A 24,147-nucleotide genomic window follows, 5' to 3' on the forward strand; every position below is an offset into this window, starting at 1 on the left:
GTCATGACACAGGAAATTGCAATGCTGCATGATATGTCGCGCTGCACTGCGTGCCGCGGCTGCATGGTGGCATGCAAACAGTGGCACGACCTGCCGCCTGATATGGATACGCCGTTCGAGGGCGAATACCAGTCGCACAAGGATCTCAGCTCTCGTGTCTATACGCTCATCGAAATGAAAGAGCGTGTTGACGACAAGGGGAAGTTCCACTGGGACTTCTTCAAGAAGAACTGCTTCCACTGCGGCGATCCCGCCTGCGCGAAGGGCTGTCCCGAGAACGCCATCGACCGCAACGAGAACGGCACTGTCGTTATCAATGAGGAAAAATGTGTCGGCTGCCACTACTGCGAGCACAACTGCCCGTGGCACATTCCCAAGATTGACGAGATCCGTCATAAGTCTACGAAATGTGATCTCTGCTACGACCGCATCGCGCACGGCTATGAGACAACGGGGGAGATCCTGAAGCCCTCGTGCGCCAAGACCTGCACGGCACACGCGCTTGAGTTCGGCACGATCGAGGAGATGAAGCAGCTCGCGGCGGAGCGCCTCGCGATGATCCAACCGAACCATCCGAACGCGAACATCTACTGTCCCGAGGGGGTCGGCGGCACGCATATGATCTACGTCCTGCCCGACAAACCGGAGGTGTTCGGTCTGCCGGCAAATCCCGTTACGCCGCTCTCGATCGACCTCTGGAAGGCAGGCCGCACCTTTACGAAACTTGCCATCGGCGGCGCTGCTGCCGGTATCGTCGGCGCTATGGTGCTCAGCAAGATGGTTAAATCGAGCGCCAAGAGTGCGGCGAAGGAACAGGAGAAGGGGTGAGCACAATGCTGATCAACAAGAAATTTGTTCCGCGCCATCAGAAGACATTTGCGCTCTGTCACTGGCTGAACGCATTTGCGTTCTTCATGCTCTTCCTCACGGCGCTGCCGCTGTATGCGGACACCTTCCGCTTCATGTACGACATCTTTGGTGATAAGACGCTCATGTATGCACACCGCGTGTTCGGTGTCATCTTTATCGCAACTCCAATCATCGGCTTCTTCATCGCGCGTGAGGGCTATCTGACGATGATCAAGGAAGTCTTCCGCTTTGGGCAGAAGGATATGGAGTTCATGCAGAAGTTCCCGATCGAGCTGATGGGCAAGGATCCCCATATGCCGCCGCAGGGCTTCTACAACGGCGGTGAGAAGATGAACATCGCGCTTCAGCTTGCGCTCGCCCTCGTCATTGCCCTCTCGGGCGTGATTCTCTGGATGGGCGACAGCATCCTGCCCGCGACCATCACGGCACTTGCCATCCCCGTACACAGCATCGCGGCTGCGGTCTGCTTTGCTGCGGCACTCGGACACATCTATCTTGCGGCGGGGGTCAATCCGGACTCCCTGCACGGCATGAAGGACGGTACGATCAAGGCTTCCTACGCGGCGCATCACCATGGCGCGTGGGTGAACGAACTCATCGCACAGGGGGTTGTCACCCGCGAGGAGATCGAACAGGCAGAAAAAGAGGATCATCACTGATTCCGTTCCGTTGACGAAAGTCGCTGCGGCGCAGAGCGCTGCGGCGGCTTTTTTTTCATGTGGATTTATGGTATGATGACACGGGAACGATTTGACGGGGGGCGTGCAAAACAATGAAGAATCTTCGGGCAACGGTGCAGGGGCGCATTGCGCGCGTCGCCCTGCTCATGTTTGCCGCACTCGTCGTCCTGACGTTCCGCTATGCCTATCTGCAGGTGATTCAAGGTGATGCACTCGCACAGCGCATGCGCGACCAGAGCGGCTATGAGTTCCGCATCCAGTCCCTGCGCGGCGCGATCCTTGACCGCAACGGCAAGGAACTCGCCGTCAGCAGCATGACGAAATCCCTCTTTATCGACCCAAACCACGTCTACGAGTCGCACGATCCTGCGCAGATCGCTGCCGATATTGCTCCGCTCCTCGGGCTCACGGAGAGGGAGGTCCTCGATGATATCGCTGTCGGCGGCGGCTTCGTCTGGGTCAAACGGCGGCTCGAGCACAGTGAGTACGAGGCGGTGCGCGCAGTGATCCGCGAAAAGGGGTACAGCGACTGTCTTGGCTTTCAGAACGAGGCGAAGCGCTATTACCCGAACGACGCCCTCGCAGCGAATGTGCTCGGCTTTGTCGGTACGGAGGACAAAGGACTGGACGGTGTGGAGCAGGCACTTGATCCGCTGCTCAAAGGAGAGGTGCGTGAGGAGCGCCTGACGGTCGACGGACAGCGGCGGCCGATCCTCGACTCCATCTTAGTCGGGCGGCGCACCTATCGCGGCGACTACTGCAAGACGGCCGTTCTTACGATTGACAGTACGATTCAGTTTATGGTGGAGCAGGAGCTTGACCGCGCGATGGCGGAAAATAGCCCTTCGTCCATTACAGCGATCGTCATGGATCCGAAGACGGGCGAGATCCTTGCGATGGCGTCGCGTCCCTCGTACAATCCAAACCGCTTCTGGGAATACCCGCAGGAGAATTGGAAGAATCGTGCCGTCTCCTTTATCTACGAACCGGGGTCGACGTTCAAGGCGATCGTTGCGGGCGCGGCGCTGCAGGAGGGCATTGTCACACCGAATCAGGTCTTTTTTGATCCAGGCTACGTCATGGTCTCGGGGCGGCGCATCCAGAACTGGAGCAATGAGAGCTACGGGGCTGTCACGTTTACTGACATCGTGAAGAACTCGCTCAACACAGGCTTTGCACAGGTCGGACTGTCACTTGGCGCGGAGAAGCTGATGCACTATACGCGGGTCTTCGGCTTTGGCGAGCAGACGGGCATTGATCTGCCCGGTGAGGAGGAGGGAATCCTTTTCAAAGCCGAAGATATGCGTGACTCGGATATTGCGACCACTGCGATCGGACAGAGTATCGCAGTGACGCCGCTGCAGCTTGTGACGGCGATGTCTGCAATCGCGAACGGCGGGATGCTGATGCGCCCACATATCGTGCGCGAGATCAAGAATCCGGACGGCTCCATCTATGAGGAGCGCAAGCCTCAGGAGATCCGCGAGACTCTGCAGAAGACGGTGAACCGTACGCTGATCGGACTCCTCGAGCAGGTTGTTGCGACGGGCGGCGGCTCGAAGGCAGGCGTGCGCGGCTACCGCATTGCCGGCAAGACCGGCACAGCACAGAAGATCCGCCTCGATACCTCGGGCTATATGGAGGGGCGCTACATTGCCTCGTTCTGCGGCTTTGCACCTGTCGAGGATCCGATCTTCACCGTGCTCGTCATGATCGACGACCCGCGCGGCGGCAATTTCTACGGCGGTCAGATTGCCGCGCCCGTTGCCTCGCGCATCTTCGCACAGCTGCTGCGCTATGCACACGTTGAGCCGTCCAGCAATCCGTTTACCCCCATTGAAGAGCCGGAGGCGCCGGTACGCAACGCCGCTGAGGAGAAGCGTATGGAGGCGGCCGCCGTGCCGCCCGAGGGCAAGGCAATCGTACCGGACTTCACGGGGCTCTCCATGCGTGAGGCAGCACGTCTGGCGGAGCTGCGCGGTCTCTTCTTCGAGAGTGAAGGCACAGGCGCAGCCGTCGGTCAGAGCCTGAGCGTGAACGATATCGTTGAGCAGGGCACGCATGTGAAGGTCTATTTTGAGCCGACATAAATCTTGCATATGGAATTGCAGCATGAATCTTGTTCGTGCTGCAGTTTTTTTCTTGCCGCTATTGACATATCCTCTAAAAACGAGTAATATGTAAACATACTTTTTCGGTATGTTTACTTTTTGCAATTGGAATTGTTAAAGGAGAATGGATTATGGGAAACGTTTATCAGTCGGTGACGGAGCTCATCGGTCATACGCCGCTGCTCACAGCAAAAAACTTTGCAAAGTCGTATGATGTTCCGGCGAATCTGCTGGTGAAGCTCGAGTATTTCAACCCTGCGGGGTCGGTGAAGGACCGCATTGCGGCTGCGATGATTGAGCAGGCGGAGAAGGACGGCAAGATTGCTCCGGGGGCAACGTTGATCGAGCCGACGAGCGGCAATACGGGCATCGGCATCGCCGCTGTTGCGGCAGCGCGCGGCTATCATGCGATCCTCACGATGCCGGAGACGATGAGCGTCGAGCGCCGCAATCTTCTCAAGGCATATGGTGCTGAGATTGTGCTGACGGAGGGCTCGCAGGGAATGAAGGGCGCGATTGCACGCGCTGAGCAGCTGCAGAAGGAGATTCCGAACTCATTCATTCCGTCGCAGTTCGAAAACCCCGCAAACCCTGCGGTGCACGAGCGTACGACGGGACCTGAGATCTGGGCAGACGCGGATGGAAATGTAGACGCGTTTGTCGCGGGTGTCGGTACGGGCGGAACGGTTTCGGGAGTCGGCCGCTACCTGAAGAGCCAGAACCCCTCCATCCATGTCGTTGCTGTGGAGCCGGCAGACTCACCCGTGCTCTCGGGCGGCAAGCCGGGACCGCACAAGATTCAGGGCATCGGCGCAGGCTTTATCCCCACGACCCTTGATACGAAGGCGTACGATGAGGTCATTCAGGTGAAGAACGAGGATGCCTTTGCCTACGGCAGGGAGTTCGCACGCCGCGAGGGCGCACTGATCGGAATTTCCTCAGGTGCTGCGCTTGCAGCAGCAGTGCAGCTGGCACGCCGCCCTGAGTTTGCCGGTAAGAATATCGTTGTTCTGCTTCCCGACGGCGGCGATCGCTACCTCTCGACGGATCTGTTCCAGGATAAGTAAATATTGATTGCAGATAATCCACAGGACCTCCTCTTAATGAGGAGGTCTATATTTTTGTGGTACAACAAAAAAAAGAGGAATGACGGCGAAAATGCGGTCGTTCCTCGTTTTTATATGTCATTCAGCCAAATGCCTTGGCGAGATTCTGAAGTCCCGTTTCGAGTGTCGCCCACGGGCAGGCGATGTTGATGCGCTGAAAGCCGCTGCCGCCCGCACCGAAGATGGGGCCATCGTCGAGCCAGAGACGCGCCTCGCGGATGATCTTCTCGTTGAGCGCCTCATCCGAGAGTCCGTAGGCACGGAAATCGAGCCAGAGTAGATAGGTTCCCTCGGGTTCGATGATCTGTACCTTCGGCAGATGTGCCGCGAGGAAGCTCTTGGTACGTGCATAATTCTCCTCAATGTAGGCGAGCAGCTGCGTGAGCCACTCCGCGCCGTGCTCGTATGCTGCCTTTGCACCTATAAGCCCAAGTGTGTTCGGCTCGTCGTAGCCCGTGCGGCTCAGTTCCTCCTTGAAGCGGCGGCGCAGCTGCGCATTTCGGATGAAGATGTTGGAGATCTGCAGCCCCGCAAGGTTAAAGGTCTTGCTCGGTGAGGTGCAGGTGACGGTGATCGCCGCTGCCTCCTCTGAGAGCGAGGCGAACGGGATGTGACGGAAGCCTGGGCGGATGAACTCCTCGTGAATCTCGTCCGCGACGACGATGACGTTGTGGCGGAGGCAGACGGCGGCGATCTGTTCGTGTTCCGCACGTGTCCAGACGCGTCCGACGGGATTGTGCGGACTGCACAGGATGAAGAGTTTTACACGATGCTCGATGATCTTCTGCTCGAAGTCCGCGAAGTCGATTTCATAGCGTCCCTCGATCAGACGCAGGGGATTGTCGACGATCACGCGCTCATTCTGTCGAATCATATTTGCAAAGGGGTAGTAGACGGGCTGCTGAATAAGTACGGCATCGCCTTTTTTCGTAAAGGCGCGGATGGCGGTCGCGATCGCAAAGACAACGCCGGGCGTGAGGATGAGGTCGCGCCGCTCAACCGTCCAGTCATGGCGCGTGCGGAACCAGTTCTGAAGGACGGCGAAATAGTCGTTCTTCACCTGTGTATAGCCGAAGATGCCGTGCTCCGCGCGTGCTCTGAGCGCGTCAATGACGGGGGCAGGGGCGCGGAAGTCCATGTCCGCGACCCAGAACGGCAGAATGTCTGCGGGGTAGCCGCGCTCGACGGCAAAGTCGTGTTTTAGACAGGAGGTGTTCCTGCGGTCGATGATTTCGTCAAAGTTGATGGGCATATTTATTATCCTTCCTGAGCAGCCTTCTTGAGTGCCTGTTCCAGATCCTCCTTCAGATCCTCCTCGTCCTCAAGCCCCACGGAGAGGCGCAGGAGACGGTCGTCCAGTCCCGTGCGCTCAATGAGATCCTTCGGCATCTCCGCGTGCGTCTGTACGATGGGATAGGTGAGGAGACTTTCGACGCCGCCGAGACTTTCGGCAAACGCGATGAGCCTCAGATGCGCGAGAACATTTTGTGCGATGGCGGGCGTTTTCACTTTGAATGAGATCATGCCGCCGCAGCCCGTGCTCTGGGACTGATGGAGCGCGTACTGCGGGTGATCGGGGAGACCCACATAGTAGACCTCCGTGACTATGGGCAGTGTGCGCAGCCACTGGGCAATGGTGAGCGCACTCTCCGCTTGACGCTCGACGCGCACGCCAAGCGTCTTCAGGCTGCGCAGCATGAGCCACGAGTCCATCGGAGAGAGGTTTGGTCCCTCGGATTTGACGAGCAGCTCGATCTCCTTCGCGAGGTCGGAGTCCGCATCCCGCACTGTGAGCGTGCCGCAGATCACGTCATTGTGACCGCAGAGATACTTTGTGCCGCTCTCTAGGACAATGTCCGCACCAAGTTCGAGCGGCTTTTGGAAATGTGGTGAGAGGAAGGTATTATCTACAACAAGGAGGGCATCATGCGCGTGTGCGGTCTCTGCGAGCGCACGGATGTCGGTGACGAACATCATGGGGTTCGAGGGAGTTTCAATGAAGACAAGCTTCGTCTCTTTCCGCATCCTTTCCCGAACGAGCGCTGTGTCACGCATGTCGATATACTCAAAGTCGATGCCGTAACGGCTGTAGATGTCGTTGGCAAGGCGTACGGTGCCGCCGTAGAGATCCTCGGGCAGAAGCACGTGATCGCCCGCCCTGCAGAGCGCAAAGACGAGGTTGACCGCCGCCATGCCGGAGGAGAGTGCCCATGCACGCCCGCCCCCTTCGAGAAGGGCGATCGCGCGCTCAAAATCGCAGCGCGTCGGGTTGGCGACACGCCCGTAGTCGTAGCCCGTGCTCTCACGGAATGCTGGATGGCGGAATGTTGCGGACAAATAGACGGGCGTGGTGAGTGCCCCTGTCGCATCATACGCGTGACAGCCATGTACCTCGGCAGAGAAATCCTTCATAAATATGTCCTCCATCAAATATATTCTTTATGTGATTTCCATTATACGCGCCCGTTCCATTCCATGTCAATAAGAAAATATATAAAACATACTTGACAAGAATGTTATTTCCATGTATGATGTGCACACAGTTGATTAAAACATATAAACAAACAATGTTTTGCAGAATGGAGTATCACATGGCAACAGGAAAAAAAGAACTGGTACTGAATGCGATGGATCGCAAAGCAGTGGAGCGCGTACCCGCAGGCTTCTGGTTTCACTTCCTCGACGATGAGATCCATGCGGACGCCTACACGCATCCGGAGCTGGAGCAGAAGGTACTGGACGGTGAGATTCGCTACATAGAGGAGGCACAGCCCGACTTCGTGAAGATCATGACGGACGGCTTCTTCTCCTATCCGAACCCCGTCGTACAGAAGGCACGTACGGTTGCGGAGCTTGCAAAGGTGCAGCCGCTTCCCGACGATCACCCCTTCTTTACGCGGCAGGTCGCGTATGCAAAGGAGATTACACGGCGTTACGGCAGCGACATCGCGACATTCTACAATCTCTTCTGCGCGGGTACGACGATCAAGTTTATGCAGCCGGGCACGCTTGCCGAGGATGAGGCATTCCTTGCGCAGCTTGTACGCGAGGACAAGGAGGCGGTAAAGCAGGCATTCGCCGTAATCTCCGCTGACCTCGCAAAACTCGCGCACCGCGTCATCACGGAGGCAGGCGTGACGGGCATCTACTTCAGCCTGCAGAACCTCGTCGGCGAGGGGGCTGACCGCGCCGTCTATGAGGAGGTGTTCGCGCCGGGCGAAAAGGGGATCCTGCGTGTCGCGAACGCGGCAAGCCCCTACAATATCCTCCACATCTGCGGCTACGCAGGGCACCGCAACGAGCTCGACTGGTACAGAGACTACGACGCCAAGACGATCAACTGGGCGGCGGTTGTCGAGGGGGTATCTCTTGCGGAGGGGCGCAGGATTTTCCCGCAGCACGCGCTGCTCGGAGGATTCGGCAATCTGCCCGAGGATGTGCTCTATCGCGGCACGCGTGCGGAGATCGAGGCGGAGACCGAGCGTATCCTCGCAGCGGCGGGACGTACGGGCGTCCTGCTCGGGGCAGACTGCACCGTTCCGCGCGACATTGATTGGAAGCATTTTGACTGGGTTCGCGGCGCGGCAGGCGCACGATAAAAGGAGCGAATAACATGAATTTCGAGAAAATCGGCAAGGCAGCACTCACGGGCCTTCTCGCGGCGGCGCTCGCAGCAGGGCTCGCTGGCTGCGGCAAGGACAGCGCGGACGGGGCGAAGTCCGCAGACGGCAAGAAGACCATCACGGTCGCGCACACGAACTACTATGTGCCGTATGACTACGTGAACGAGCAGGGCGAGTCGGATGGATTTGAGGTCGCCGTGATGAAGGAAGTTGCGAAGAAGCTGCCGCAGTATGAATTCAAGTTTGTACCGACCTCGGATGATGATCTCCTGATCGGTGTCGAGTCCGGCAAGTACAATGTGGGTACAAAGGGGATCTGGATTACGGACGCACGAAAGAAGAAGTATGTGTTTCCGAAGAACAACATCGGCGCGAGCGTGATCGGTCTTGCGATCCGCAAGGATACGGCGAATGAGATCAAGGATCTGCCGTCCTTTGCGAAGTTCAGCGGCAAGCTCGTCCCGATTGCGCCGCAGGATGCGCGCTACATGGTCATCGACACCTACAACAAGGAGAACCCCGGAAACGAGATTAAGCTGACCTCGTCCGAGGCTTTCCAGAATGCGGACGCATACAGCTGGGTCATGGAGGGGCGTTACGACGGCTATCTTGAGGTCGAGCTGAGCTACAAGAACAACATCGAGAAGGAGGATGCGCCCTATCATGCCTTCAGCGACAAGCTGACGTACATCCGCTACAAGGGGATTCCGACCTATCCGATCTTTAACAAGAAGGAACAGGCTTTTGCGGATGAATATGACAAGGCGATCGAGGAGCTGCGTGCCGAGGGCAAGATTGCGGAGCTTGAGCAGAAATATTTCGGGGAGAGCCTGTCGGCATATCTGAACTGATGAAAGGAGCCATACGGGATGGAAACACGGGCATTTGACATAGGAATGATCGCGCAGGTGCTGCCCGATCTTCTTGCGTATCTCGATGTGACCCTCCTCGTGGCTCTCGTCAGCATTGCACTCGGGTCTCTTCTTGGGGGACTTCTTGCGTGGGCAAATCTCGGCGGCAACGCGCTGCTTCGGTGGTCTGCTCTCTCGTATGTGTACGTCATGCGCTGCACACCGTCGATTGTTCTGCTGTTCATCGTATTCTACGGTTTGCCAAAGCTCATGGAGGCGGCATTTCGGTACGACATGAATGAGCTGCACCGTGCGGTCTTTGCCATCATCACATTTACGCTGCTCTTCAGTGCGTATATCTCGGAGGTATTCCGCGCGGCGTACACAGCCGTTCCGCGCGGGCAGTACGAGGCGGCGGTGAGTGCGGGGCTGACGCCGTTTCAGGCGTTTCGGCACGTGATCCTAGGACAGGCGGCACTCGTGGCACTGCCAAACTTCGGCAATGCGACGATCAATCTGCTGAAGGAGGGGTCTCTCGCCTATACAATCGGATTGATTGATATGATCGGCAAGGGCAATCTCATCATCGCGCAGAATTTCGGAGCATATGGGATTGAGGTCTACCTTGCCGCGCTGCTCATCTACTGGGTGCTCGTGCTCCTGCTGGAGCAGGTCTTTGCTCTGGTGGAAAAGCGCCTTGATGTCGGTACAAGTCTGCGCGCTGCGGATACGAAGGAAGCGACGGGGAGAGGAGGGGACACCGTTGGAACTGGATCTTGACTTTATGCAGGAAACCTTCCTGCTCGTGTGGCAGGGCGCGGGCGTGACGCTCTCTCTGACCGCCCTTTCCCTCATCCTCGCAGCACCCGCGGCGTTCTACTTTGCCGTCCTGCGCGTGCGCGGGCGGCGCGTCGGCGGGACGATCGCACGCTTTTATGTCTCCTTTGTACGCGGTACGCCGCTGATCCTGCAGATTCTCCTGCTCTACAGTCTCCTGCCGAGCCTTGTCAATGCTGCAGTGAAGGATTTGGGACTGGCGATCAACGTATTTGAGGCAGTCGATCCATTTTATTACGCGGTCTTTATCTTTACGTTGAATACGATTGCCCTCCTCACCGAGGCATTTCGTGCGGCGCTGCTTGGGATCCCGAAGGGACAGCTTGAAGCAGGGCTTGCGAGCGGGCTGAGTGCATTTCAGACCTATCTGCATGTCATCATTCCGCAGGCACTTGTCGTGGCACTGCCAAGCATCTGCAACATCACGGTCAATCTCATCAAGGGCACGTCGCTCGCGTTCCTCATGACGGTCAAGGACATCATGGCGGTCGGCAAGATCGCTGCGTCCTATGGCTACAACTACATCGAGGCGTATCTCGATGTGTTCATCGTCTATCTCGTGCTCTGCACCATCGTTCAGCTGCTCTTTGCTGCGGCAGAACGGCGTGTCGGGGCGTTCCGAAGTCTCTAGGAGGTGGAGTATGTTATTCGGAGTTCAGAATGTACGCAAAAATTTTGAGCAGACCGAGGTGCTGAAGGATGTCAGCCTGGCGGTGAACAAGGGGGATGTCGTCGTTATCCTGGGACCCAGCGGCTCGGGAAAGACCACCTTCCTGCGCTGCCTCAACTTCCTCGAACGCGCCGACGGCGGCACGATGGACTTTCATGGGACGCAGCTCTCCCTTGCGGAGGCGAGTGACCGTGAAATTGCAGACGTGCGGAAAAAGACCGCATTCGTCTTTCAGAACTACAACCTCTTTGCGAACAAGACCGCGCTCGAGAATGTGACGCTCGGGCTGACCGTCGGGCGCGGCATCGCAAAGGACGAGGCGCACGAGATCGCAATGGAGGCGCTGCGGCGCGTCGGTATGGAGGCGCGTGCAGACTACTATCCCGCGCAGCTCTCGGGCGGACAGCAGCAGCGTGTCGGGATTGCGCGCGCGATTGCGGCAAAACCCGATGTCATCCTTTTCGATGAGCCCACCTCGGCACTCGATCCCGAACTCGTGGGCGAGGTCCTGCAGGTTATGAAGACACTTGCCGAGGAGGGAACGACAATGATCGTCGTCACTCATGAGATGAAGTTCGCACAGGAGGTCGCGACCCACGTCGTCTTTATGTCGGACGGCGTCATCGTCGAGGAGGGCAGCGCGAAGGAGATCTTCACCGCACCGCGCGAGGAGCGCACGCGCCGCTTCCTTCGCCGTATCCTGCCCGAGGAGTATGAGCCGGCGGCACTGATCTGAACGATGCCATGATAAAACATAAAATAGCGGCAGTCCGTGAGGTTTTCCTCGCGGGCTGCCGCCGTTTGCGTGCAGTGCTTCTATGTATCGCTTGTACTCTTATTGGTCGGGATGACGATTGTGCTGCGGTCTGCGTGTTTTTTTGCAGCGGCAGTCTTTTGATACTCTCTGAGCGCGGCAAGTGCGGTCAGGTCATCCGGCTGCGCTGCCGCAAGTGCTGCGCGTTCCTTCTCCTGCGCCTTTGTGATCTCCGCATCGCGGTCGGCACGCTCCTGCAGTGCCTGACCGCGCAGCTTCATATTGTGGTGTTCTTTCGCCTTCATTTCGGATTCCAGACGACCGATCTGCGACTGATACAGATCGCGCTGTTTTTCGATTTCTTTGTCAGTGGCAAAACCATCCGTCACAAGCTTGTCGAGCTTCTCCACCTTTCCGTGCAGTTCACTCAGCTTGTCCTCGTCCGTCATGCCCGCACGCTTCAATTCGTCTGCACGCTTTTGGAGCTTTGCCTTGTCCTCGTCCGTGAGACCTTCATCCGTCTGAATGCGCTGCTCGATCTCCGCCGCCTGCGCTTTCTTTGCCTTTTTATCGGCGAGCTCCTTATCATTCGCCGCAAGTGCCAGCTCTGCGGGGGTCAGATCTTCCTCCATATCCGCGCTCTCGTTCAGGGATTTTCCCTTCGCACTGATATAGACCTCGACCGCGCGGCTCAGGATATCTGTCACCGTGCTTTTCTTCTGCTCCGATTTTCCTGCCGCTGCGTTCTCCGTCTGCAGGAACGGGAGCTTACCTGCATTCTCTCCAATACGCATGTTACCATCTCCAATCCGTGGGATACAATTCCTTCTAATAGCATTATCGGGGGGGGGAGTGTTCATCTTAAATAGAATTTGACAAAGTGAATCATGCGTAGTACATTGTAATCAAAACGGAGGGATGACAATGAGTTTTTCGATTCGACTGACAGACACAGAGAAGGCACTCGCGGAGAGTTATGCGAAGCTGCATGCGATCTCCCTCGGCGAGGCATTCAAGCGAGCACTCTTTGAAAAGATCGAGGATGAGTACGATATCGCGCTTGCGGAGGAGGCGTATGCGGAGTATCTAAAAGACGGCAAGCAGGCAAAGCCGATTGAGGAGTTGTGGAAGGAACTAGATCTTGAAGATGTACGAAGTACAGACAACTGCCTTGTTTGATCGGGATTTTAAGAAGCTGGATCGCTATACACAGCGTATCCTTCGTGGCTGGATTACGAAAAATCTTATCCACTGCGAGAATCCGCGTGCATTTGGCAAGGCACTCACGGCGAACCGAAAGGGGCAGTGGCGTTACCGCATCGGCGACTATCGCCTGATCTGTGCCATCGAGGACGATCGCCTTGTCATCCTTGCACTTCCCATCGGGCATCGGCGGGAAATATACTAACAGTATGTAGAGCGATGGTATGCGTTATACATTCGTACCGTCGCCCACTTCAGCTGAAATGATCGTCGTCATACCCCTCGTTCCAGTCATTCCAGTCGGCATAGAGATTCTCTGCGGGCGGCAGATCATCCTCATGCCCATAGATATCCTCATCCTCGTACTGATCTTCCACAGGATAGTCCCATGTATCATCGGGATATTCGTCTGTTGGGATGGGAGGCTTCTCTGTATGTCCATCCCCGTCCGTGTACGGAAATATACCTGCGGCACTGACATCGGGGACGATGAGCCCGAAAAACTTTGCCGCGATGTATGTGCCAAACACAGCGATCAGCAGCTTTTTCCACCATGCGAGCGGCTTTGGCGGAGGGGCTGTTTTTGTATTTTGACGGTGTGATTGTGCGGGCATTTTCCTTACCTCCACTTGTGCGTAGAATAAGAGAACAGGTTACCCCTCAATGGGGGAATAATCTGCCGGAACGGGCGCAAGGATGCCGACGAAGATAAAGTCCTCCGTGCCCGTGTTCTTCATGCCGTGACACATGCCCTTCGCCGAGACGATGACGTCGCCCTTTGTGATGGGGCGCTCCTCATTGGGCGTGGGATAGAATACGCCCTCACCCTGTATGCAGATCCAGATATCGTCGGCCTTGGCATGTCCGTGCGGCTTGATTTCCTGTCCCGGCTTTAGCACCCAGACCACGCCGCTCGTCGACTCTGTACTGTAGATCGGCGTGCGCGTGGCGACGTCGCCCGTCTTTGCCACGTCAGCGAGACGATAGCGGCGTGTCTCAAAGTCATTTGTAATCGCCGTGCTCATGATGGATTCTCCTACTATTTGTTCATTTGTAAAAATATTTACTGTTATTTATGATTCGCTATAAATTATAAATGTCCTGCATACTTCATAGGGGGCGAACTTTAGATCATCATGTTACGACTTTAGTCTACCAAAACACTTTGGGAGGGCCTATCACTTGTCAACCTTGGGCTTTTACGATACAATTCTTTATGAGTTTTGCGAGAGAAATAGTGGAGCAAAGATGGAGTGCACAGCATGTTGTTTATGGAAGAAGCATTTGTAGAATATTTGTGGAAGCAAGGCATATTCAAAGAGAAAGACATTATGGGAAAGAATTGTCTTGTTGTCGGCGGTTCATATATTGTAGGGGAGAATTATGCACCTACGTTAAGAAGCCACTTGCTTCGTATGGGGGCGTTACGATGTGATAATATCATGCTCTTTGACCCACACTTTCGGGAATCCTTTTGTGATCTCACAGATACGAAAGAGGCCATTGGTTCACTGTGCTATGACGTAATCATTGTCCTTAGTGGGATGGAGAAAACGCGAAATATACGTGAAGGAGTTTATCAGCTTCAGGAAGCCTGTCGTGTGGGCGGAAAAATTTTTGTGGTAGCAAGGACGCCAAAGGACATTTCTGCGCGACAGGAGATCAATGCCTATGAAGACCTCTGGCGCTATGATGTACAGGATCTTTCCAGTTTGTTTGGTGGGTGCTCTTTGGAGATGACAACAAGCTCCGATGACGGAGAGATTGTTGCTGCTGTTTTTACTCGTGGCGTGGGAGCTGCAGAATCACGGTGCAGAGCGCTTTTCTGCACAAGAACCCAAAAGAGAGCAGATATAGACGGAGAACTCCCGCGTGGATACTTTGACGAGGCATCAGATCTTGATGTGATCGGCATAAAACACCATACAGACAAATGCTCCATGATACATAATTATCTTGGAAAGTATGAATTCTTTTTACAGTGCTTTCGCAACCAGCCAATCCGTTTATTGGAACTTGGTATTTTTCAAGGGGCGAGCCTTCGGATGTGGCAGGAGTATTTCCCGCATGCAGAGATTTTTGGGGTAGATATTAGAGAAGGTTGCTCCCAATATGAGGATGAACGTATCCATGTTATCCAAACAGATCTTTCGAATGTGGATGCTGTGATACGGCTCAAAGACATTCGACCGCAAATCATCATTGACGATGCCTCACATATCGTAAGTCATCAATTGTTGGCATTGTTTACCCTGTTTGATGTTCTCCCCAGTGGTGGTGTCTATATCTTGGAGGATTTGGAGACTTCGCTGAATCCTGAGCAATTTGAGGATGCATACCGTGACTGTCCTCTTGATGCTTATGAAGTTTGCTCACGCATTGCGCGTATCACTGCGCGAAAAGTACCTGACGACAACAGTATTTATGCAGAGCATATCAATCGCATTGGTATGCAGGCAGAGCTGGTTTCCGTTATGAAGGGGAGCGTGGTCTTTATCAAGCGGTGAATACACATAGAAACGAGCGGGTCTGCTTGAAAGAGATATCCTTCAAACAGACCCGCTCGTTTGCTCGACTAACGTCAGCGGCCACATCCACAGCCGCCGCGTCTCTGATTTGCGCACGCACCGCGTGATGTCTGTGCGCAGTCGCCGTCGTAGCAGTAACCTGCATTACCGCCATAGCAGTACGCCGTGTTCTGACGCTGCGGCAGTTCGCATGCGCCGTCCTCGCAGCCATAGGCGATTGCCTGTGCACCTGTAGCGAGGATGAGCCCCGCAAAGAGTCCTGCAATCATCTTTTTCATAACCATTTCCTCCCAAAATATAATGGATTTTTATCTCTATTCTATCATACTTGTCAATCGCAAGGTAAATTGCAAGTTTAATTGTCGCAAGGCCTCGTTAAACTTTTAGCCAATTATACAATCGCAGCATGTATATCATTTGCGGTCTTATAGCCGAAGATTTTACGCAGATAGTTATTGACCCAATCCTCAATCCGCTGTAGTGCCTTCTGTTTCAATTTGCTGAAGTCCGTCCCCTTGGGAAGAAAATTGCACAGCATCCGATTCCCGTTTTCGTTGCTCCCACGCTCCCAGTTGCTGAAAGGATGTGCGTAGTATACCCGCTTATTTTACAACTTACATTTCCTATGAAAAGTCTAGGAAGAGATTGGAATTCTGGCGATATGGTGATAAAATGACAAGAGCACAACGAAAATATTATGAATGAGGGGTGTCAGATGGAAAAATACGAAAATCTTTTAGCGGAGGAGCTCTTCTTTGTAAAGTTACGTCTTTGCAACATACTGAAGCCGGAAGATATCGCGGGTAAAGAGTGCTTGGTCATCTGTGCAATGGGGGGAGTTGGCCTTTGGCGGAAGATTTATGGACAAGCATTGCAGGAACAACTCGTAGAGATGGGAGCTGCGACGGCTGACCAGATGCTGCTTTTTAACACGGATGTCTTGGATTCGTTTTATGATCTGACAGATGTGATGCGATTTGCTGGAACAGCTTCCTATGACTGCATTATCGTACTTGGCGGAATGGAGAAAACGCGAAATATACGTGAAGGAGTTCATCAGCTGCAGGAGATCTGCCGCCCTGGAGGGGAGATTTTTGTGGTAGCAAGGACGCCAAAGGACATTTCTGCGCGACAGGAGATCAATGCCTATGAAGACCTCTGGCGCTATGATGTACAGGATCTTTCCAGTTTGTTTGGTGGGTGCTCTTTGGAGATGACAACAAGCTCCGATGACGGAGAGATTGTTGCTGCTGTTTTTACTCGTGGCGTGGGAGCTGCAGAATCACGGTGCAGAGCGCTTTTCTGCACAAGAACCCAAAAGAGAGCAGATATAGACGGAGAACTCCCGCGTGGATACTTTGACGAGGCATCAGATCTTGATGTGATCGGCATAAAACACCATACAGACAAATGCTCCATGATACATAATTATCTTGGAAAGTATGAATTCTTTTTACAGTGCTTTCGCAACCAGCCAATCCGTTTATTGGAACTTGGTATTTTTCAAGGGGCGAGCCTTCGGATGTGGCAGGAGTATTTCCCGCATGCAGAGATTTTTGGGGTAGATATTAGAGAAGGTTGCTCCCAATATGAGGATGAACGTATCCATGTTATCCAAACAGATCTTTCGAATGTGGATGCTGTGATACGGCTCAAAGACATTCGACCGCAAATCATCATTGACGATGCCTCACATATCGTAAGTCATCAATTGTTGGCATTGTTTACCCTGTTTGATGTTCTCCCCAGTGGTGGTGTCTATATCTTGGAGGATTTGGAGACTTCGCTGAATCCTGAGCAATTTGAGGATGCATACCGTGACTGTCCTCTTGATGCTTATGAAGTTTGCTCACGCATTGCGCGTATCACTGCGCGAAAAGTACCTGACGACAACAGTATTTATGCAGAGCATATCAATCGCATTGGTATGCAGGCAGAGCTGGTTTCCGTTATGAAGGGGAGCGTGGTCTTTATCAAGCGGTGAATACACATAGAAACGAGCGGGTCTGCTTGAAAGAGATATCCTTCAAACAGACCCGCTCGTTTGCTCGACTAACGTCAGCGGCCACATCCACAGCCGCCGCGTCTCTGATTTGCGCACGCACCGCGTGATGTCTGTGCGCAGTCGCCGTCGTAGCAGTAACCTGCATTACCGCCATAGCAGTACGCCGTGTTCTGACGCTGCGGCAGTTCGCATGCGCCGTCCTCGCAGCCATAGGCGATTGCCTGTGCACCTGTAGCGAGGATGAGCCCCGCAAAGAGTCCTGCAATCATCTTTTTCATAACCATTTCCTCCCAAAATATAATGGATTTTTATCTCTATTCTATCATACTTGTCAATCGCAAGAAAAATATAATTGACATATGCTGAAAACTTTGCTAAGATTATAATTGTCATATGACAGAAATGGAGGAAGTATGTCGCGACCAAAGAGATGTCGACGCATCGGTGCTTATCCCGATTTTTGGAGTTTTGCGCCGGAGGATGCGGAAGAGGAGACGGAGGAGTCCGTTATCCTCCAGCTGGATGAGCTCGAGACGATCCGTCAGATCGACTATGGGCGGCAGACGCAGGAGGAATGTGCCGCCGCGATGGGCGTGTCCCGTGCGACGGTGACGAGCATCTATGAGGCGGCGCGCTACAAGCTCGCGGAGGCAATCATCTGCGGGAAGCGCATCCGCATTGCGGGCGGCGCATATCGGATCGAACATCCGATAGTCCTCGGGATTCAGGATAAAGGAGAGCATACAATGAGAATCGCAGTACCTTATGAAAATGAGAAGATTGAGCAGCATTTCGGCAGAGCAAAACAGTTCAAGTTCTATGATGTCGAGGACAGTACGGTGCAAGCCTCGGAAGTTGTGGACACGGTCGGTGAGGGGCATGGTGCACTTGCGAGCTTCCTCCACAACGCGAAAGCGGATGTTGTGATCTGTGGCGGCATCGGCGCGGGTGCACAGACGGCACTTGCAGAGGCAGGTATTACGCTCGTATCCGGCGTGAAGGGCAGCGCGGATGAGGTCGTGCAGCAGCATCTCGCGGGAACGCTTAAGCGAAGCGCGGATGAGGGCAAGTGCACGCACCGCCACCAGCATCAGCACGGCAAGGATCATGCACATGGGCATGGCTGCGGTCATGAGGGGCATGAAGGTCACGGCTGTGGACACGGCACACATGAGGGGCACGAAGGTCATAAAGGGCATGGTCCTCACGGTGGTCATGGCTCTCATGGCGGACATGGTGGACACGGTCCTCATGGCGGACACGGCGCACACTGAGCTTACACAATGGAAAGCACCGCTTCGGCGGTGTTTTTTTGTTGGAATAAGCATAGTTAAAAATTATATATAAAATATAATCATGAATCATACTGTTATAAAATACAAAAATAAACCAGAATTGATTTCTGAAGAAAATATGAACAGAGATATTCTCAATAGCTTGATATAATTGAGAATATAGATGAGAACGAATATGTATACCTATAAGATTCCTATGGATGAATGAAAACGTGAATTTGATTCATAATTATTGTTTATGATTTTTGTAAAAACCTCTTGATTTTTTGAAAGGACTGTTATATTATATACATGAATCAAACAACAAAGATATTCACGTTGATATATAGGAGTGTATTCTTATGGGAAACGATATTGCAGTGATCTACTCCTCGCGTACGGGGAATACGAAAAAGGTCGCGGAGCGTCTGGCGGAGGCACTCGACGCATCCTGCCACAGTGTCAAGGATACGTCGGCAGTGCCCGAGGGTGCGACGCTCTGCATCGGCACATGGATTGACCGTGGGACGGCGGATGCTGCGGCGAAGAAGTACATTGAAAGTCTGCGCGGGCGGCGCGTCTTCATCTATGGCACGCTTGGCGCGGAGCCGGATTCGGAGCACTGCGCGAAGTGCATCGAAAATATCCGTGCACTCTTTGACCCGTCCAATGAGATTCTGGGCGCGATTCTCGTGCAGGGCGCGATTGACCCGATGCTTATCGAGATGTTCAAGAGTATGCCGAAGGACAACGTACACGCGTTCACGGAGGAGAATGCGGCGCGTTATGCGGCGGCGGCAAGTCACCCGGATGAAAACGATTTCGCACAGGTCATTGCAGCGGCAAAGGAGGTACTGGCATGAATACATTTGAGACGAAACTCGCGGCACTCTCAGAGGAGGCACGCGGCTGGCTGCTCGGTACGAAGTCAGAGAATCCACTCGGCTGTGCCTTTACGAAAAAGCGTGTCGTGCATCCCGGCGCGGGCGGCAAGCGCATGATCGGGGACAAGGCGGAGCAGGCGCAGATCTGGGCGGAGCTGATGGCGCAGACTCCCGACCCTGCCGATGAGCGTGCGGTCTACATTCACATCCCGTTCTGTGACAAGAAATGCAGCTACTGCGGCTTCTTCCAGAATTTCACGCGCGAGGAGGCGGTGCATCACTATGTCGACGTCCTCATCGACGAGATCGAGGCAGCGGCGGATACGCCGTATGTGACGGGCGCGCCGTTCCAAGCCATGTTCTTCGGCGGCGGTACACCGACGGCACTCAGTGATGCGGATCTCGCACGGCTTGTGCGTACGGTGCGCGAGCGTCTGCCGCTGACGAGCGACTGCGAGATTACGCTTGAGGGACGCATCCATGACCTCAGCGAGAGCAAGGTGGATGCTGCGATGCACGCGGGCATCAATCGTTTCTCGCTCGGCGTACAGTCCTTTGACACGCGCGTTCGTCAGTCAATCGGACGTATCGATGACCGCGAGACTGTGATTGAGACGCTGCGCCGCATGGTGGAAAAGCAGGGCGCGGTCGTCATCGCCGATCTCATCTACGGGCTGCCCTATCAGTCGATGGAGGTCTGGGAGAATGACGTGCGCACGCAGTTCGAGCTCGGTATTGCGGGCGGCGACCTCTACCAGCTCAACGTCTTCCCGGGCAGTGAGCTCGCACGCCGCATCGATACGGGTGATTTGCCGATGCTCCCAACCACGGAGGAACAGGCGGAGTATTTCAAGCGCGGACTTGAGATTGTCGCGGAGTATCCGATGGCACGACGCATCGACACGACGCATTGGACAACGGACCACCGCGAGCGCAGCATCTACAACACGCTCGCCAAGCGCGGCAACGACGTTCTCGCATTTGGCTCGGGAGCGGGCGGCTTCATCGGTCAGATGATGTGGCGTAACCACGGTGCGCTTGCACCGTATGAGAAGATGGTGGAGGAGGGGACGAAGCCGTTCCAGTTCATGGGCGAGCAGGCGGACGAGCACCGTATGCACAGCGAGATCGGCGATCAGATCGAGCATGGCTATCTCTATGCGCCGTTCTTTGAGAAGAAGTACGGTGTCGATCTCCTCACCGAACTCGAGCCGCTTCTCGCCGCATGGGCGGGGAATGGTCTCGTTGCGCGTACGGCGACGGGGTTCCGTTTGACCCTTGCAGGTGAGTTCTGGCATGACAACCTCATCCAGGGGTTCCTCGAGGCGTATGCCCTCACGCAGGAGGATGAGGTGAAGCTCCGCAAGGAGAACGTCGCCCTGCAGGACATGATTCCGAAGTCCGTGCGCTCCATGCTTGAAGCGATGTTCCCCGATGGGATGCCGGAGCAGATGGCGGCGGCACTCTCGGGTAAGCCGTCCCCCGAGCTCGAGAGCCATCCGCATATGCAAATGCTGCGGAATCTCATCGAAAAGGAACGGGAGAAGGAACGTGCTGCAGACCGTTCCACCCTCGATCTCAATACCGTCATGCGCACGCAGTCGCGTGAACTTGGAAAAGCTGTGTAATAAATATAGGATAGAATGACAGCCCGTCAGGATGCGTTGGCATCTTGGCAGGCTGTCTGTTATTGCGGCGTGAAGTACCCAAACGCAGCGGGGATGCTGTAGGTATCGGCGAGCTCCTCGCGGCGCACCCAGAGGAGTGCAGAAGGGGCTGCGTCATTCTCCTCTGCCGCCATGAGCGGCGGCTCGTTCATGTCGGCGACCGTGACCGCCCAGCCCGTCAGCTCCCACTCAATATGCGAGAAGATGTGACGTGCGGACGGGAGCGGTGCGATGTCACGCACATCGAAGCCCTCGGATTCGATGTGCGCGCGGACAGCGCGTTGCGACAGCTTTCCTTCGAGATTCGGATATTCCCAAAGACCTGCGAGGAGTCCCCGCGCAGGTCTTTTTCGTATGGCGATGCGGTCGCCGCAGGAGAGGAGGAGGACGGTGCGCCGTTCTTTGCGGCGCGCCTTGAGTGCTGTCTTGACGGGATAGTCCTGCTCTGTGCCGCGATCATGCGCGAGACAGAGCTGTGCAGCGGGGCATGCATGGCAGAGCGGTACTCCGTTCGGCAGACAGACGGTCGCACCGAGATCCATGAATGCCTCGTTGAGAAGCCCTGCGTCGCGTCCGCTCGGATAGGCGGGTGCAAGTGCCGCCTCAAGCGCACGCTTCGATGTGTCCTTGGCGATGTCGATGGGATTCGCCGTGACGCGTGCGGCGACGCGCAGGAAGTTGCCGTCTACGGCAGGGTGTGGCTGCCCGTAGGCAAACGATGCAATCGCGCTCGCCGTATAGCGTCCGATGCCGGGGAGGGCGAGCAGCGCGTCAAAGTCCTTTGGCAGCTGTCCTTCGTGCTTCTCAACGATTACCTCTGCCGCACGCTTGAGGTTACGGGCGCGGCTGTAGTAACCAAGCCCTTGCCAGAGCTTCATGAGAGCATCATCGTCCACCTCCGAGAGGGAGCGGACGCTCGGCAGCGCATCGAGAAAGCGCAGATAGTAGCCGCGCACGACGGCGGCGCGGGTCTGCTGCAGCATGATCTCCGAGATCCAGACGTGATAGGGCGTGGGCTCGTCGCGCCATGGCAGGTCGCGCATATCGGGCGCGGATTTGCGCCATGCGAGCAGAGTGGCGCAGAGGGCGGGGAAGACCGTGCTTCCCTCCCACGGTAAAATTTTCATGAAAGAGCTCTCCTTTTTACGAGATTTTACTAGCCTTACGTGAAACGCGGATGAAGAAGGTGGTCTTTTCTTTACAAAGTGCGCCCTTTGTACTATGATAGCAGATAACAAACTATATGATGGAGTGATTTCTGATGTTGGATATGAAATTTGTGCGCGAGAATCTGTCGGCGGTACAGGAGATGCTGAAAAACCGCTGCAACGCGCTCGATCTCTCGCCGTTTGCGGCACTGGATGAGCGTCGGCGTGCGATCTTGCAGGACGTGGAGGAGAAGAAGGCGCGCCGCAACGCTGTATCGAAGGAGATCGGCGTACGCAAGAAGGCGGGCGAGAGTGCAGATGATGTAGTTGCGGAGATGCGTGCGCTCGGCGATGAGATCGCGGCGCTCGATGAGGATCTGCGCGATGTAGAGCTGAAGCTGCGTGAGCTGCTGCTCCAGATCCCGAACATGCCGAAGGCAGACGTGCCCATTGGCAAGGACGATACGGAGAATCCAGAGGTGCGCCGTTGGGGCGCGCCTCGTACATTTGATTTCGAACCGCAGGCACATTGGGACATCGGGGAGAAACTCGGCGTGCTTGATGCGGAGCGTGCGGCGAAGGTCACGGGGGCACGCTTTACGTTCTACAAGGGGCTCGGCGCACGGCTTGAACGCGCGTGCATCAACTTCATGATGGATCTCCATGCGGAGAAGCACGGCTACACGGAGATGCTCGCGCCCTACATCGTGAACGAGGCAAGCATGGTCGGGACGGGACAGCTGCCGAAGTTCGCGGAGGATATGTTCAAGCTCGACGGGCTCGACTACTACCTCGTGCCGACGGCAGAGGTGCCGACGACGAACTACCACCGCGATGAGATTCTGGACGCGGAGCGGCTTCCGGAGTACTATACCTCCTATACGGCGTGCTTCCGTGCGGAGGCGGGCAGCGCGGGACGCGACACGCGCGGGCTGATCCGTCAGCACCAGTTCAACAAGGTAGAGCTGATTAAGTTTGTTGCACCCGAGACGAGCTGGGACGAGCTTGAGACGATGGTGGAGGCGGCGGAGGATGTGCTGAAGACGCTTGAACTGCCGTACCGCGTCGTGCAGCTCTGCACGGGCGACATGAGCTTTACCTCGGCGAAGACCTACGATATCGAGGTCTGGATGCCCGCGCAGGACAAATACCGCGAGATATCGTCCTGCTCGAACTGCACGGACTATCAGGCACGCCGTGCAAATATCAAGTATCGTCCGGAGCGTGGGGCAAAGCCCGCATTCCTCCATACGCTGAATGGCTCGGGTGTTGCGGTCGGCCGCACGGTTGCGGCGATCCTCGAGAACTATCAGCAGGCGGACGGTTCTGTCGTTGTGCCGAAGGCACTTGTGCCGTATATGGGCGGCGTTACGGTCATTCGATGAAAAAGATTATTGTCGGCATCACGGGGGCAAGCGGCAGTGTATACGCCGTTCGCTTGATTGATGTCCTGCGGGAGCAGGGCATCGAGGTGCACGCCGTCATCACGGACAGCGGACAGCGCGTGCTGGACTACGAGTGCGGCGTAACGATGGAGGAACTTGCGCGGCGCGTTGATGTTCTCTACCCGAATACGGACGTGGGCGCGGCAATCGCAAGCGGCTCGTTCCGTATGGATGCGATGGTCGTCCTGCCCTCCTCGATGAAGACGGCGGGTGCAATCGCCCACGGCATGACGGACGATCTTCTCACGCGTGCGGCGGATGTGACGCTCAAGGAGGGGCGGCGGCTGCTTCTCGTGCCGCGCGAGACACCCATGCACGAGATTCATCTCGAGAACCTGCTGCGGCTCGCACGTGCAGGGGCGGTCATCATGCCCGCTGCGCCCGGATTTTATCATCGACCGGAGACACTGGATGATCTGGTGAATATGATGGTAGGCAAGATCCTCGACCGTCTCGACATCGAGGCGGAGCTCTTTACACGTTGGAGGTGA

26 protein-coding genes are annotated in these 24,147 nt (G+C 55.4%); 18 read left to right on the forward strand and 8 right to left on the reverse strand.

Features of this window, described 5'->3' with window-relative positions; translation table 11 throughout:
• Positions 1-3 precede the first annotated feature (3 nt).
• The 4 genes from BCS37_RS01660 (at position 4) to cysK (ending at position 4,728) form a co-directional block, all read left to right on the forward strand.
• On the forward strand, positions 4-828 hold the full coding sequence (locus BCS37_RS01660) for a 4Fe-4S dicluster domain-containing protein (protein ID WP_069179848.1): 825 nt from the start codon (positions 4-6) through the stop codon (positions 826-828).
• A 5-nt stretch (positions 829-833) separates the two neighbouring features.
• Positions 834-1,529 carry a formate dehydrogenase subunit gamma gene (locus tag BCS37_RS01665; protein WP_069179849.1) on the forward strand — a complete coding sequence of 232 codons (696 nt, stop codon included), beginning with the start codon at positions 834-836 and terminating at the stop codon, positions 1,527-1,529.
• A gap of 113 nt (positions 1,530-1,642) precedes the next feature.
• Entirely contained in the window at positions 1,643-3,640 is a 1,998-nt protein-coding gene (locus BCS37_RS01670; RefSeq protein WP_069179850.1) for a penicillin-binding protein, read from the forward strand.
• A gap of 152 nt (positions 3,641-3,792) precedes the next feature.
• Positions 3,793-4,728: a cysteine synthase A gene (cysK, locus tag BCS37_RS01675; protein WP_069179851.1), complete on the forward strand. Its 936-nt coding sequence runs from the start codon at positions 3,793-3,795 to the stop codon at positions 4,726-4,728.
• 121 nt (positions 4,729-4,849) lie between these two features.
• Here the strand turns inward: cysK and BCS37_RS01680 are convergent, their stop codons facing one another.
• A complete protein-coding gene (locus BCS37_RS01680) occupies positions 4,850-6,019 on the reverse strand; it encodes a MalY/PatB family protein (RefSeq protein WP_069179852.1) in 1,170 nt (389 codons plus the stop codon).
• 5 nt (positions 6,020-6,024) lie between these two features.
• A complete protein-coding gene (locus BCS37_RS01685) occupies positions 6,025-7,179 on the reverse strand; it encodes a trans-sulfuration enzyme family protein (RefSeq protein ID WP_069179853.1) in 1,155 nt (384 codons plus the stop codon).
• 179 nt (positions 7,180-7,358) lie between these two features.
• Between BCS37_RS01685 and BCS37_RS01690 the strand changes: the two genes are divergently transcribed.
• Genes BCS37_RS01690 through BCS37_RS01710 form a run of 5 tightly spaced genes read left to right on the forward strand, consistent with a single transcriptional unit; the run spans position 7,359 to position 11,484 of the window.
• Positions 7,359-8,366: a uroporphyrinogen decarboxylase family protein gene (locus tag BCS37_RS01690; protein WP_069179854.1), complete on the forward strand. Its 1,008-nt coding sequence runs from the start codon at positions 7,359-7,361 to the stop codon at positions 8,364-8,366.
• Between the two features lie 14 nt (positions 8,367-8,380).
• Positions 8,381-9,241 (forward strand): transporter substrate-binding domain-containing protein, encoded by an 861-nt coding sequence (locus BCS37_RS01695; RefSeq protein ID WP_069179855.1) that lies wholly within the window; start codon positions 8,381-8,383, stop codon positions 9,239-9,241.
• 18 nt (positions 9,242-9,259) lie between these two features.
• On the forward strand, positions 9,260-10,021 hold the full coding sequence (locus BCS37_RS01700) for an amino acid ABC transporter permease (protein WP_069179856.1): 762 nt from the start codon (positions 9,260-9,262) through the stop codon (positions 10,019-10,021).
• Positions 10,005-10,709: an amino acid ABC transporter permease gene (locus BCS37_RS01705; protein WP_069179857.1), complete on the forward strand. Its 705-nt coding sequence runs from the start codon at positions 10,005-10,007 to the stop codon at positions 10,707-10,709. The genes BCS37_RS01700 and BCS37_RS01705 overlap by 17 nt, the downstream gene beginning before the upstream one ends.
• 10 nt (positions 10,710-10,719) lie before the next feature.
• The gene (locus BCS37_RS01710) at positions 10,720-11,484 is read left to right on the forward strand and encodes an amino acid ABC transporter ATP-binding protein (RefSeq protein ID WP_069179858.1); all 765 of its coding nucleotides are present in this window, start codon (positions 10,720-10,722) and stop codon (positions 11,482-11,484) included.
• 80 nt (positions 11,485-11,564) lie between these two features.
• On the opposite strand, the gene BCS37_RS01715 is transcribed toward BCS37_RS01710, so the two are convergent.
• The gene (locus BCS37_RS01715) at positions 11,565-12,296 is read right to left on the reverse strand and encodes a hypothetical protein (protein WP_069179859.1); all 732 of its coding nucleotides are present in this window, start codon (positions 12,294-12,296) and stop codon (positions 11,565-11,567) included.
• Positions 12,297-12,426: 130 nt separating this feature from the next.
• Between BCS37_RS01715 and relB the strand changes: the two genes are divergently transcribed.
• Positions 12,427-12,681 (forward strand): type II toxin-antitoxin system RelB family antitoxin, encoded by a 255-nt coding sequence (gene relB, locus BCS37_RS01720; RefSeq protein WP_069179860.1) that lies wholly within the window; start codon positions 12,427-12,429, stop codon positions 12,679-12,681.
• Positions 12,650-12,910 carry a type II toxin-antitoxin system RelE family toxin gene (locus BCS37_RS01725; protein ID WP_069179861.1) on the forward strand — a complete coding sequence of 87 codons (261 nt, stop codon included), beginning with the start codon at positions 12,650-12,652 and terminating at the stop codon, positions 12,908-12,910. Before relB ends, BCS37_RS01725 begins: the two co-directional genes overlap by 32 nt.
• Positions 12,911-12,959: 49 nt before the next feature.
• Here BCS37_RS01725 and BCS37_RS01730 read toward each other — a convergent pair whose 3' ends face one another.
• Positions 12,960-13,319 (reverse strand): hypothetical protein, encoded by a 360-nt coding sequence (locus tag BCS37_RS01730; protein ID WP_069179862.1) that lies wholly within the window; start codon positions 13,317-13,319, stop codon positions 12,960-12,962.
• Positions 13,320-13,358: 39 nt separating this feature from the next.
• Complete coding sequence (locus BCS37_RS01735; RefSeq protein WP_069179863.1) at positions 13,359-13,730, reverse strand: cupin domain-containing protein; 372 nt, start codon at positions 13,728-13,730, stop codon at positions 13,359-13,361.
• A 237-nt stretch (positions 13,731-13,967) separates the two neighbouring features.
• Between BCS37_RS01735 and BCS37_RS01740 the strand changes: the two genes are divergently transcribed.
• Complete coding sequence (locus tag BCS37_RS01740) at positions 13,968-15,212, forward strand: methyltransferase (protein WP_069179864.1); 1,245 nt, start codon at positions 13,968-13,970, stop codon at positions 15,210-15,212.
• Positions 15,213-15,286: 74 nt separating this feature from the next.
• Here BCS37_RS01740 and BCS37_RS01745 read toward each other — a convergent pair whose 3' ends face one another.
• The gene (locus BCS37_RS01745) at positions 15,287-15,511 is read right to left on the reverse strand and encodes a hypothetical protein (RefSeq protein ID WP_069179865.1); all 225 of its coding nucleotides are present in this window, start codon (positions 15,509-15,511) and stop codon (positions 15,287-15,289) included.
• 437 nt (positions 15,512-15,948) lie between these two features.
• Between BCS37_RS01745 and BCS37_RS01750 the strand changes: the two genes are divergently transcribed.
• The gene (locus BCS37_RS01750; protein WP_069179866.1) at positions 15,949-17,217 is read left to right on the forward strand and encodes a methyltransferase; all 1,269 of its coding nucleotides are present in this window, start codon (positions 15,949-15,951) and stop codon (positions 17,215-17,217) included.
• Between the two features lie 74 nt (positions 17,218-17,291).
• On the opposite strand, the gene BCS37_RS01755 is transcribed toward BCS37_RS01750, so the two are convergent.
• The gene (locus BCS37_RS01755) at positions 17,292-17,516 is read right to left on the reverse strand and encodes a hypothetical protein (RefSeq protein ID WP_069179865.1); all 225 of its coding nucleotides are present in this window, start codon (positions 17,514-17,516) and stop codon (positions 17,292-17,294) included.
• A 135-nt stretch (positions 17,517-17,651) separates the two neighbouring features.
• Between BCS37_RS01755 and BCS37_RS01760 the strand changes: the two genes are divergently transcribed.
• The 3 genes from BCS37_RS01760 to hutW all read left to right on the forward strand — a co-directional run bounded on the left by BCS37_RS01760 (position 17,652) and on the right by hutW (position 21,024).
• A complete protein-coding gene (locus BCS37_RS01760; protein WP_069179867.1) occupies positions 17,652-18,512 on the forward strand; it encodes a DUF134 domain-containing protein in 861 nt (286 codons plus the stop codon).
• 362 nt (positions 18,513-18,874) lie between these two features.
• A complete protein-coding gene (locus BCS37_RS01765) occupies positions 18,875-19,375 on the forward strand; it encodes a flavodoxin family protein (protein WP_069179868.1) in 501 nt (166 codons plus the stop codon).
• Entirely contained in the window at positions 19,372-21,024 is a 1,653-nt protein-coding gene (hutW, locus tag BCS37_RS01770) for a heme anaerobic degradation radical SAM methyltransferase ChuW/HutW (protein WP_069179869.1), read from the forward strand. Before BCS37_RS01765 ends, hutW begins: the two co-directional genes overlap by 4 nt.
• Before the next feature lie 59 nt (positions 21,025-21,083).
• On the opposite strand, the gene BCS37_RS01775 is transcribed toward hutW, so the two are convergent.
• Positions 21,084-22,190, reverse strand: coding sequence for an A/G-specific adenine glycosylase (locus tag BCS37_RS01775; RefSeq protein ID WP_069179870.1), 1,107 nt, complete (start codon positions 22,188-22,190; stop codon positions 21,084-21,086).
• Between the two features lie 134 nt (positions 22,191-22,324).
• Between BCS37_RS01775 and serS the strand changes: the two genes are divergently transcribed.
• The gene (gene serS, locus BCS37_RS01780) at positions 22,325-23,596 is read left to right on the forward strand and encodes a serine--tRNA ligase (protein ID WP_069179871.1); all 1,272 of its coding nucleotides are present in this window, start codon (positions 22,325-22,327) and stop codon (positions 23,594-23,596) included.
• Positions 23,593-24,147 (forward strand): UbiX family flavin prenyltransferase, encoded by a 555-nt coding sequence (locus tag BCS37_RS01785; RefSeq protein ID WP_069179872.1) that lies wholly within the window; start codon positions 23,593-23,595, stop codon positions 24,145-24,147. Before serS ends, BCS37_RS01785 begins: the two co-directional genes overlap by 4 nt.

It is taken from the genome of Selenomonas sp. oral taxon 920, from assembly GCF_001717585.1.
GTDB lineage: Bacteria > Bacillota > Negativicutes > Selenomonadales > Selenomonadaceae > Centipeda.

Excerpts from the sequence above, each read along its gene's own strand:
- BCS37_RS01755 (WP_069179865.1), bottom strand. The coding sequence starts at position 17,516 with ATGAAAAAGATGATTGCAGGACTCTTTGCGGGGCTCATCCTCGCTACA.
- BCS37_RS01680 (WP_069179852.1), bottom strand. The coding sequence starts at position 6,019 with ATGCCCATCAACTTTGACGAAATCATCGACCGCAGGAACACCTCCTGT.
- BCS37_RS01695 (WP_069179855.1), top strand. The coding sequence starts at position 8,381 with ATGAATTTCGAGAAAATCGGCAAGGCAGCACTCACGGGCCTTCTCGCG.
- BCS37_RS01760 (WP_069179867.1), top strand. The coding sequence starts at position 17,652 with ATGTCGCGACCAAAGAGATGTCGACGCATCGGTGCTTATCCCGATTTT.
- BCS37_RS01765 (WP_069179868.1), top strand. The coding sequence starts at position 18,875 with ATGGGAAACGATATTGCAGTGATCTACTCCTCGCGTACGGGGAATACG.
- BCS37_RS01670 (WP_069179850.1), top strand. The coding sequence starts at position 1,643 with ATGAAGAATCTTCGGGCAACGGTGCAGGGGCGCATTGCGCGCGTCGCC.
- BCS37_RS01735 (WP_069179863.1), bottom strand. The coding sequence starts at position 13,730 with ATGAGCACGGCGATTACAAATGACTTTGAGACACGCCGCTATCGTCTC.
- BCS37_RS01690 (WP_069179854.1), top strand. The coding sequence starts at position 7,359 with ATGGCAACAGGAAAAAAAGAACTGGTACTGAATGCGATGGATCGCAAA.
- BCS37_RS01740 (WP_069179864.1), top strand. The coding sequence starts at position 13,968 with ATGTTGTTTATGGAAGAAGCATTTGTAGAATATTTGTGGAAGCAAGGC.
- cysK (WP_069179851.1), top strand. The coding sequence starts at position 3,793 with ATGGGAAACGTTTATCAGTCGGTGACGGAGCTCATCGGTCATACGCCG.
- BCS37_RS01710 (WP_069179858.1), top strand. The coding sequence starts at position 10,720 with ATGTTATTCGGAGTTCAGAATGTACGCAAAAATTTTGAGCAGACCGAG.
- BCS37_RS01775 (WP_069179870.1), bottom strand. The coding sequence starts at position 22,190 with ATGAAAATTTTACCGTGGGAGGGAAGCACGGTCTTCCCCGCCCTCTGC.
- relB (WP_069179860.1), top strand. The coding sequence starts at position 12,427 with ATGAGTTTTTCGATTCGACTGACAGACACAGAGAAGGCACTCGCGGAG.
- BCS37_RS01685 (WP_069179853.1), bottom strand. The coding sequence starts at position 7,179 with ATGAAGGATTTCTCTGCCGAGGTACATGGCTGTCACGCGTATGATGCG.
- BCS37_RS01660 (WP_069179848.1), top strand. The coding sequence starts at position 4 with ATGACACAGGAAATTGCAATGCTGCATGATATGTCGCGCTGCACTGCG.
- BCS37_RS01730 (WP_069179862.1), bottom strand. The coding sequence starts at position 13,319 with ATGCCCGCACAATCACACCGTCAAAATACAAAAACAGCCCCTCCGCCA.
- serS (WP_069179871.1), top strand. The coding sequence starts at position 22,325 with ATGTTGGATATGAAATTTGTGCGCGAGAATCTGTCGGCGGTACAGGAG.
- BCS37_RS01715 (WP_069179859.1), bottom strand. The coding sequence starts at position 12,296 with ATGCGTATTGGAGAGAATGCAGGTAAGCTCCCGTTCCTGCAGACGGAG.
- BCS37_RS01745 (WP_069179865.1), bottom strand. The coding sequence starts at position 15,511 with ATGAAAAAGATGATTGCAGGACTCTTTGCGGGGCTCATCCTCGCTACA.
- BCS37_RS01785 (WP_069179872.1), top strand. The coding sequence starts at position 23,593 with ATGAAAAAGATTATTGTCGGCATCACGGGGGCAAGCGGCAGTGTATAC.
- BCS37_RS01700 (WP_069179856.1), top strand. The coding sequence starts at position 9,260 with ATGGAAACACGGGCATTTGACATAGGAATGATCGCGCAGGTGCTGCCC.
- BCS37_RS01750 (WP_069179866.1), top strand. The coding sequence starts at position 15,949 with ATGGAAAAATACGAAAATCTTTTAGCGGAGGAGCTCTTCTTTGTAAAG.
- BCS37_RS01725 (WP_069179861.1), top strand. The coding sequence starts at position 12,650 with ATGTACGAAGTACAGACAACTGCCTTGTTTGATCGGGATTTTAAGAAG.
- BCS37_RS01665 (WP_069179849.1), top strand. The coding sequence starts at position 834 with ATGCTGATCAACAAGAAATTTGTTCCGCGCCATCAGAAGACATTTGCG.
- hutW (WP_069179869.1), top strand. The coding sequence starts at position 19,372 with ATGAATACATTTGAGACGAAACTCGCGGCACTCTCAGAGGAGGCACGC.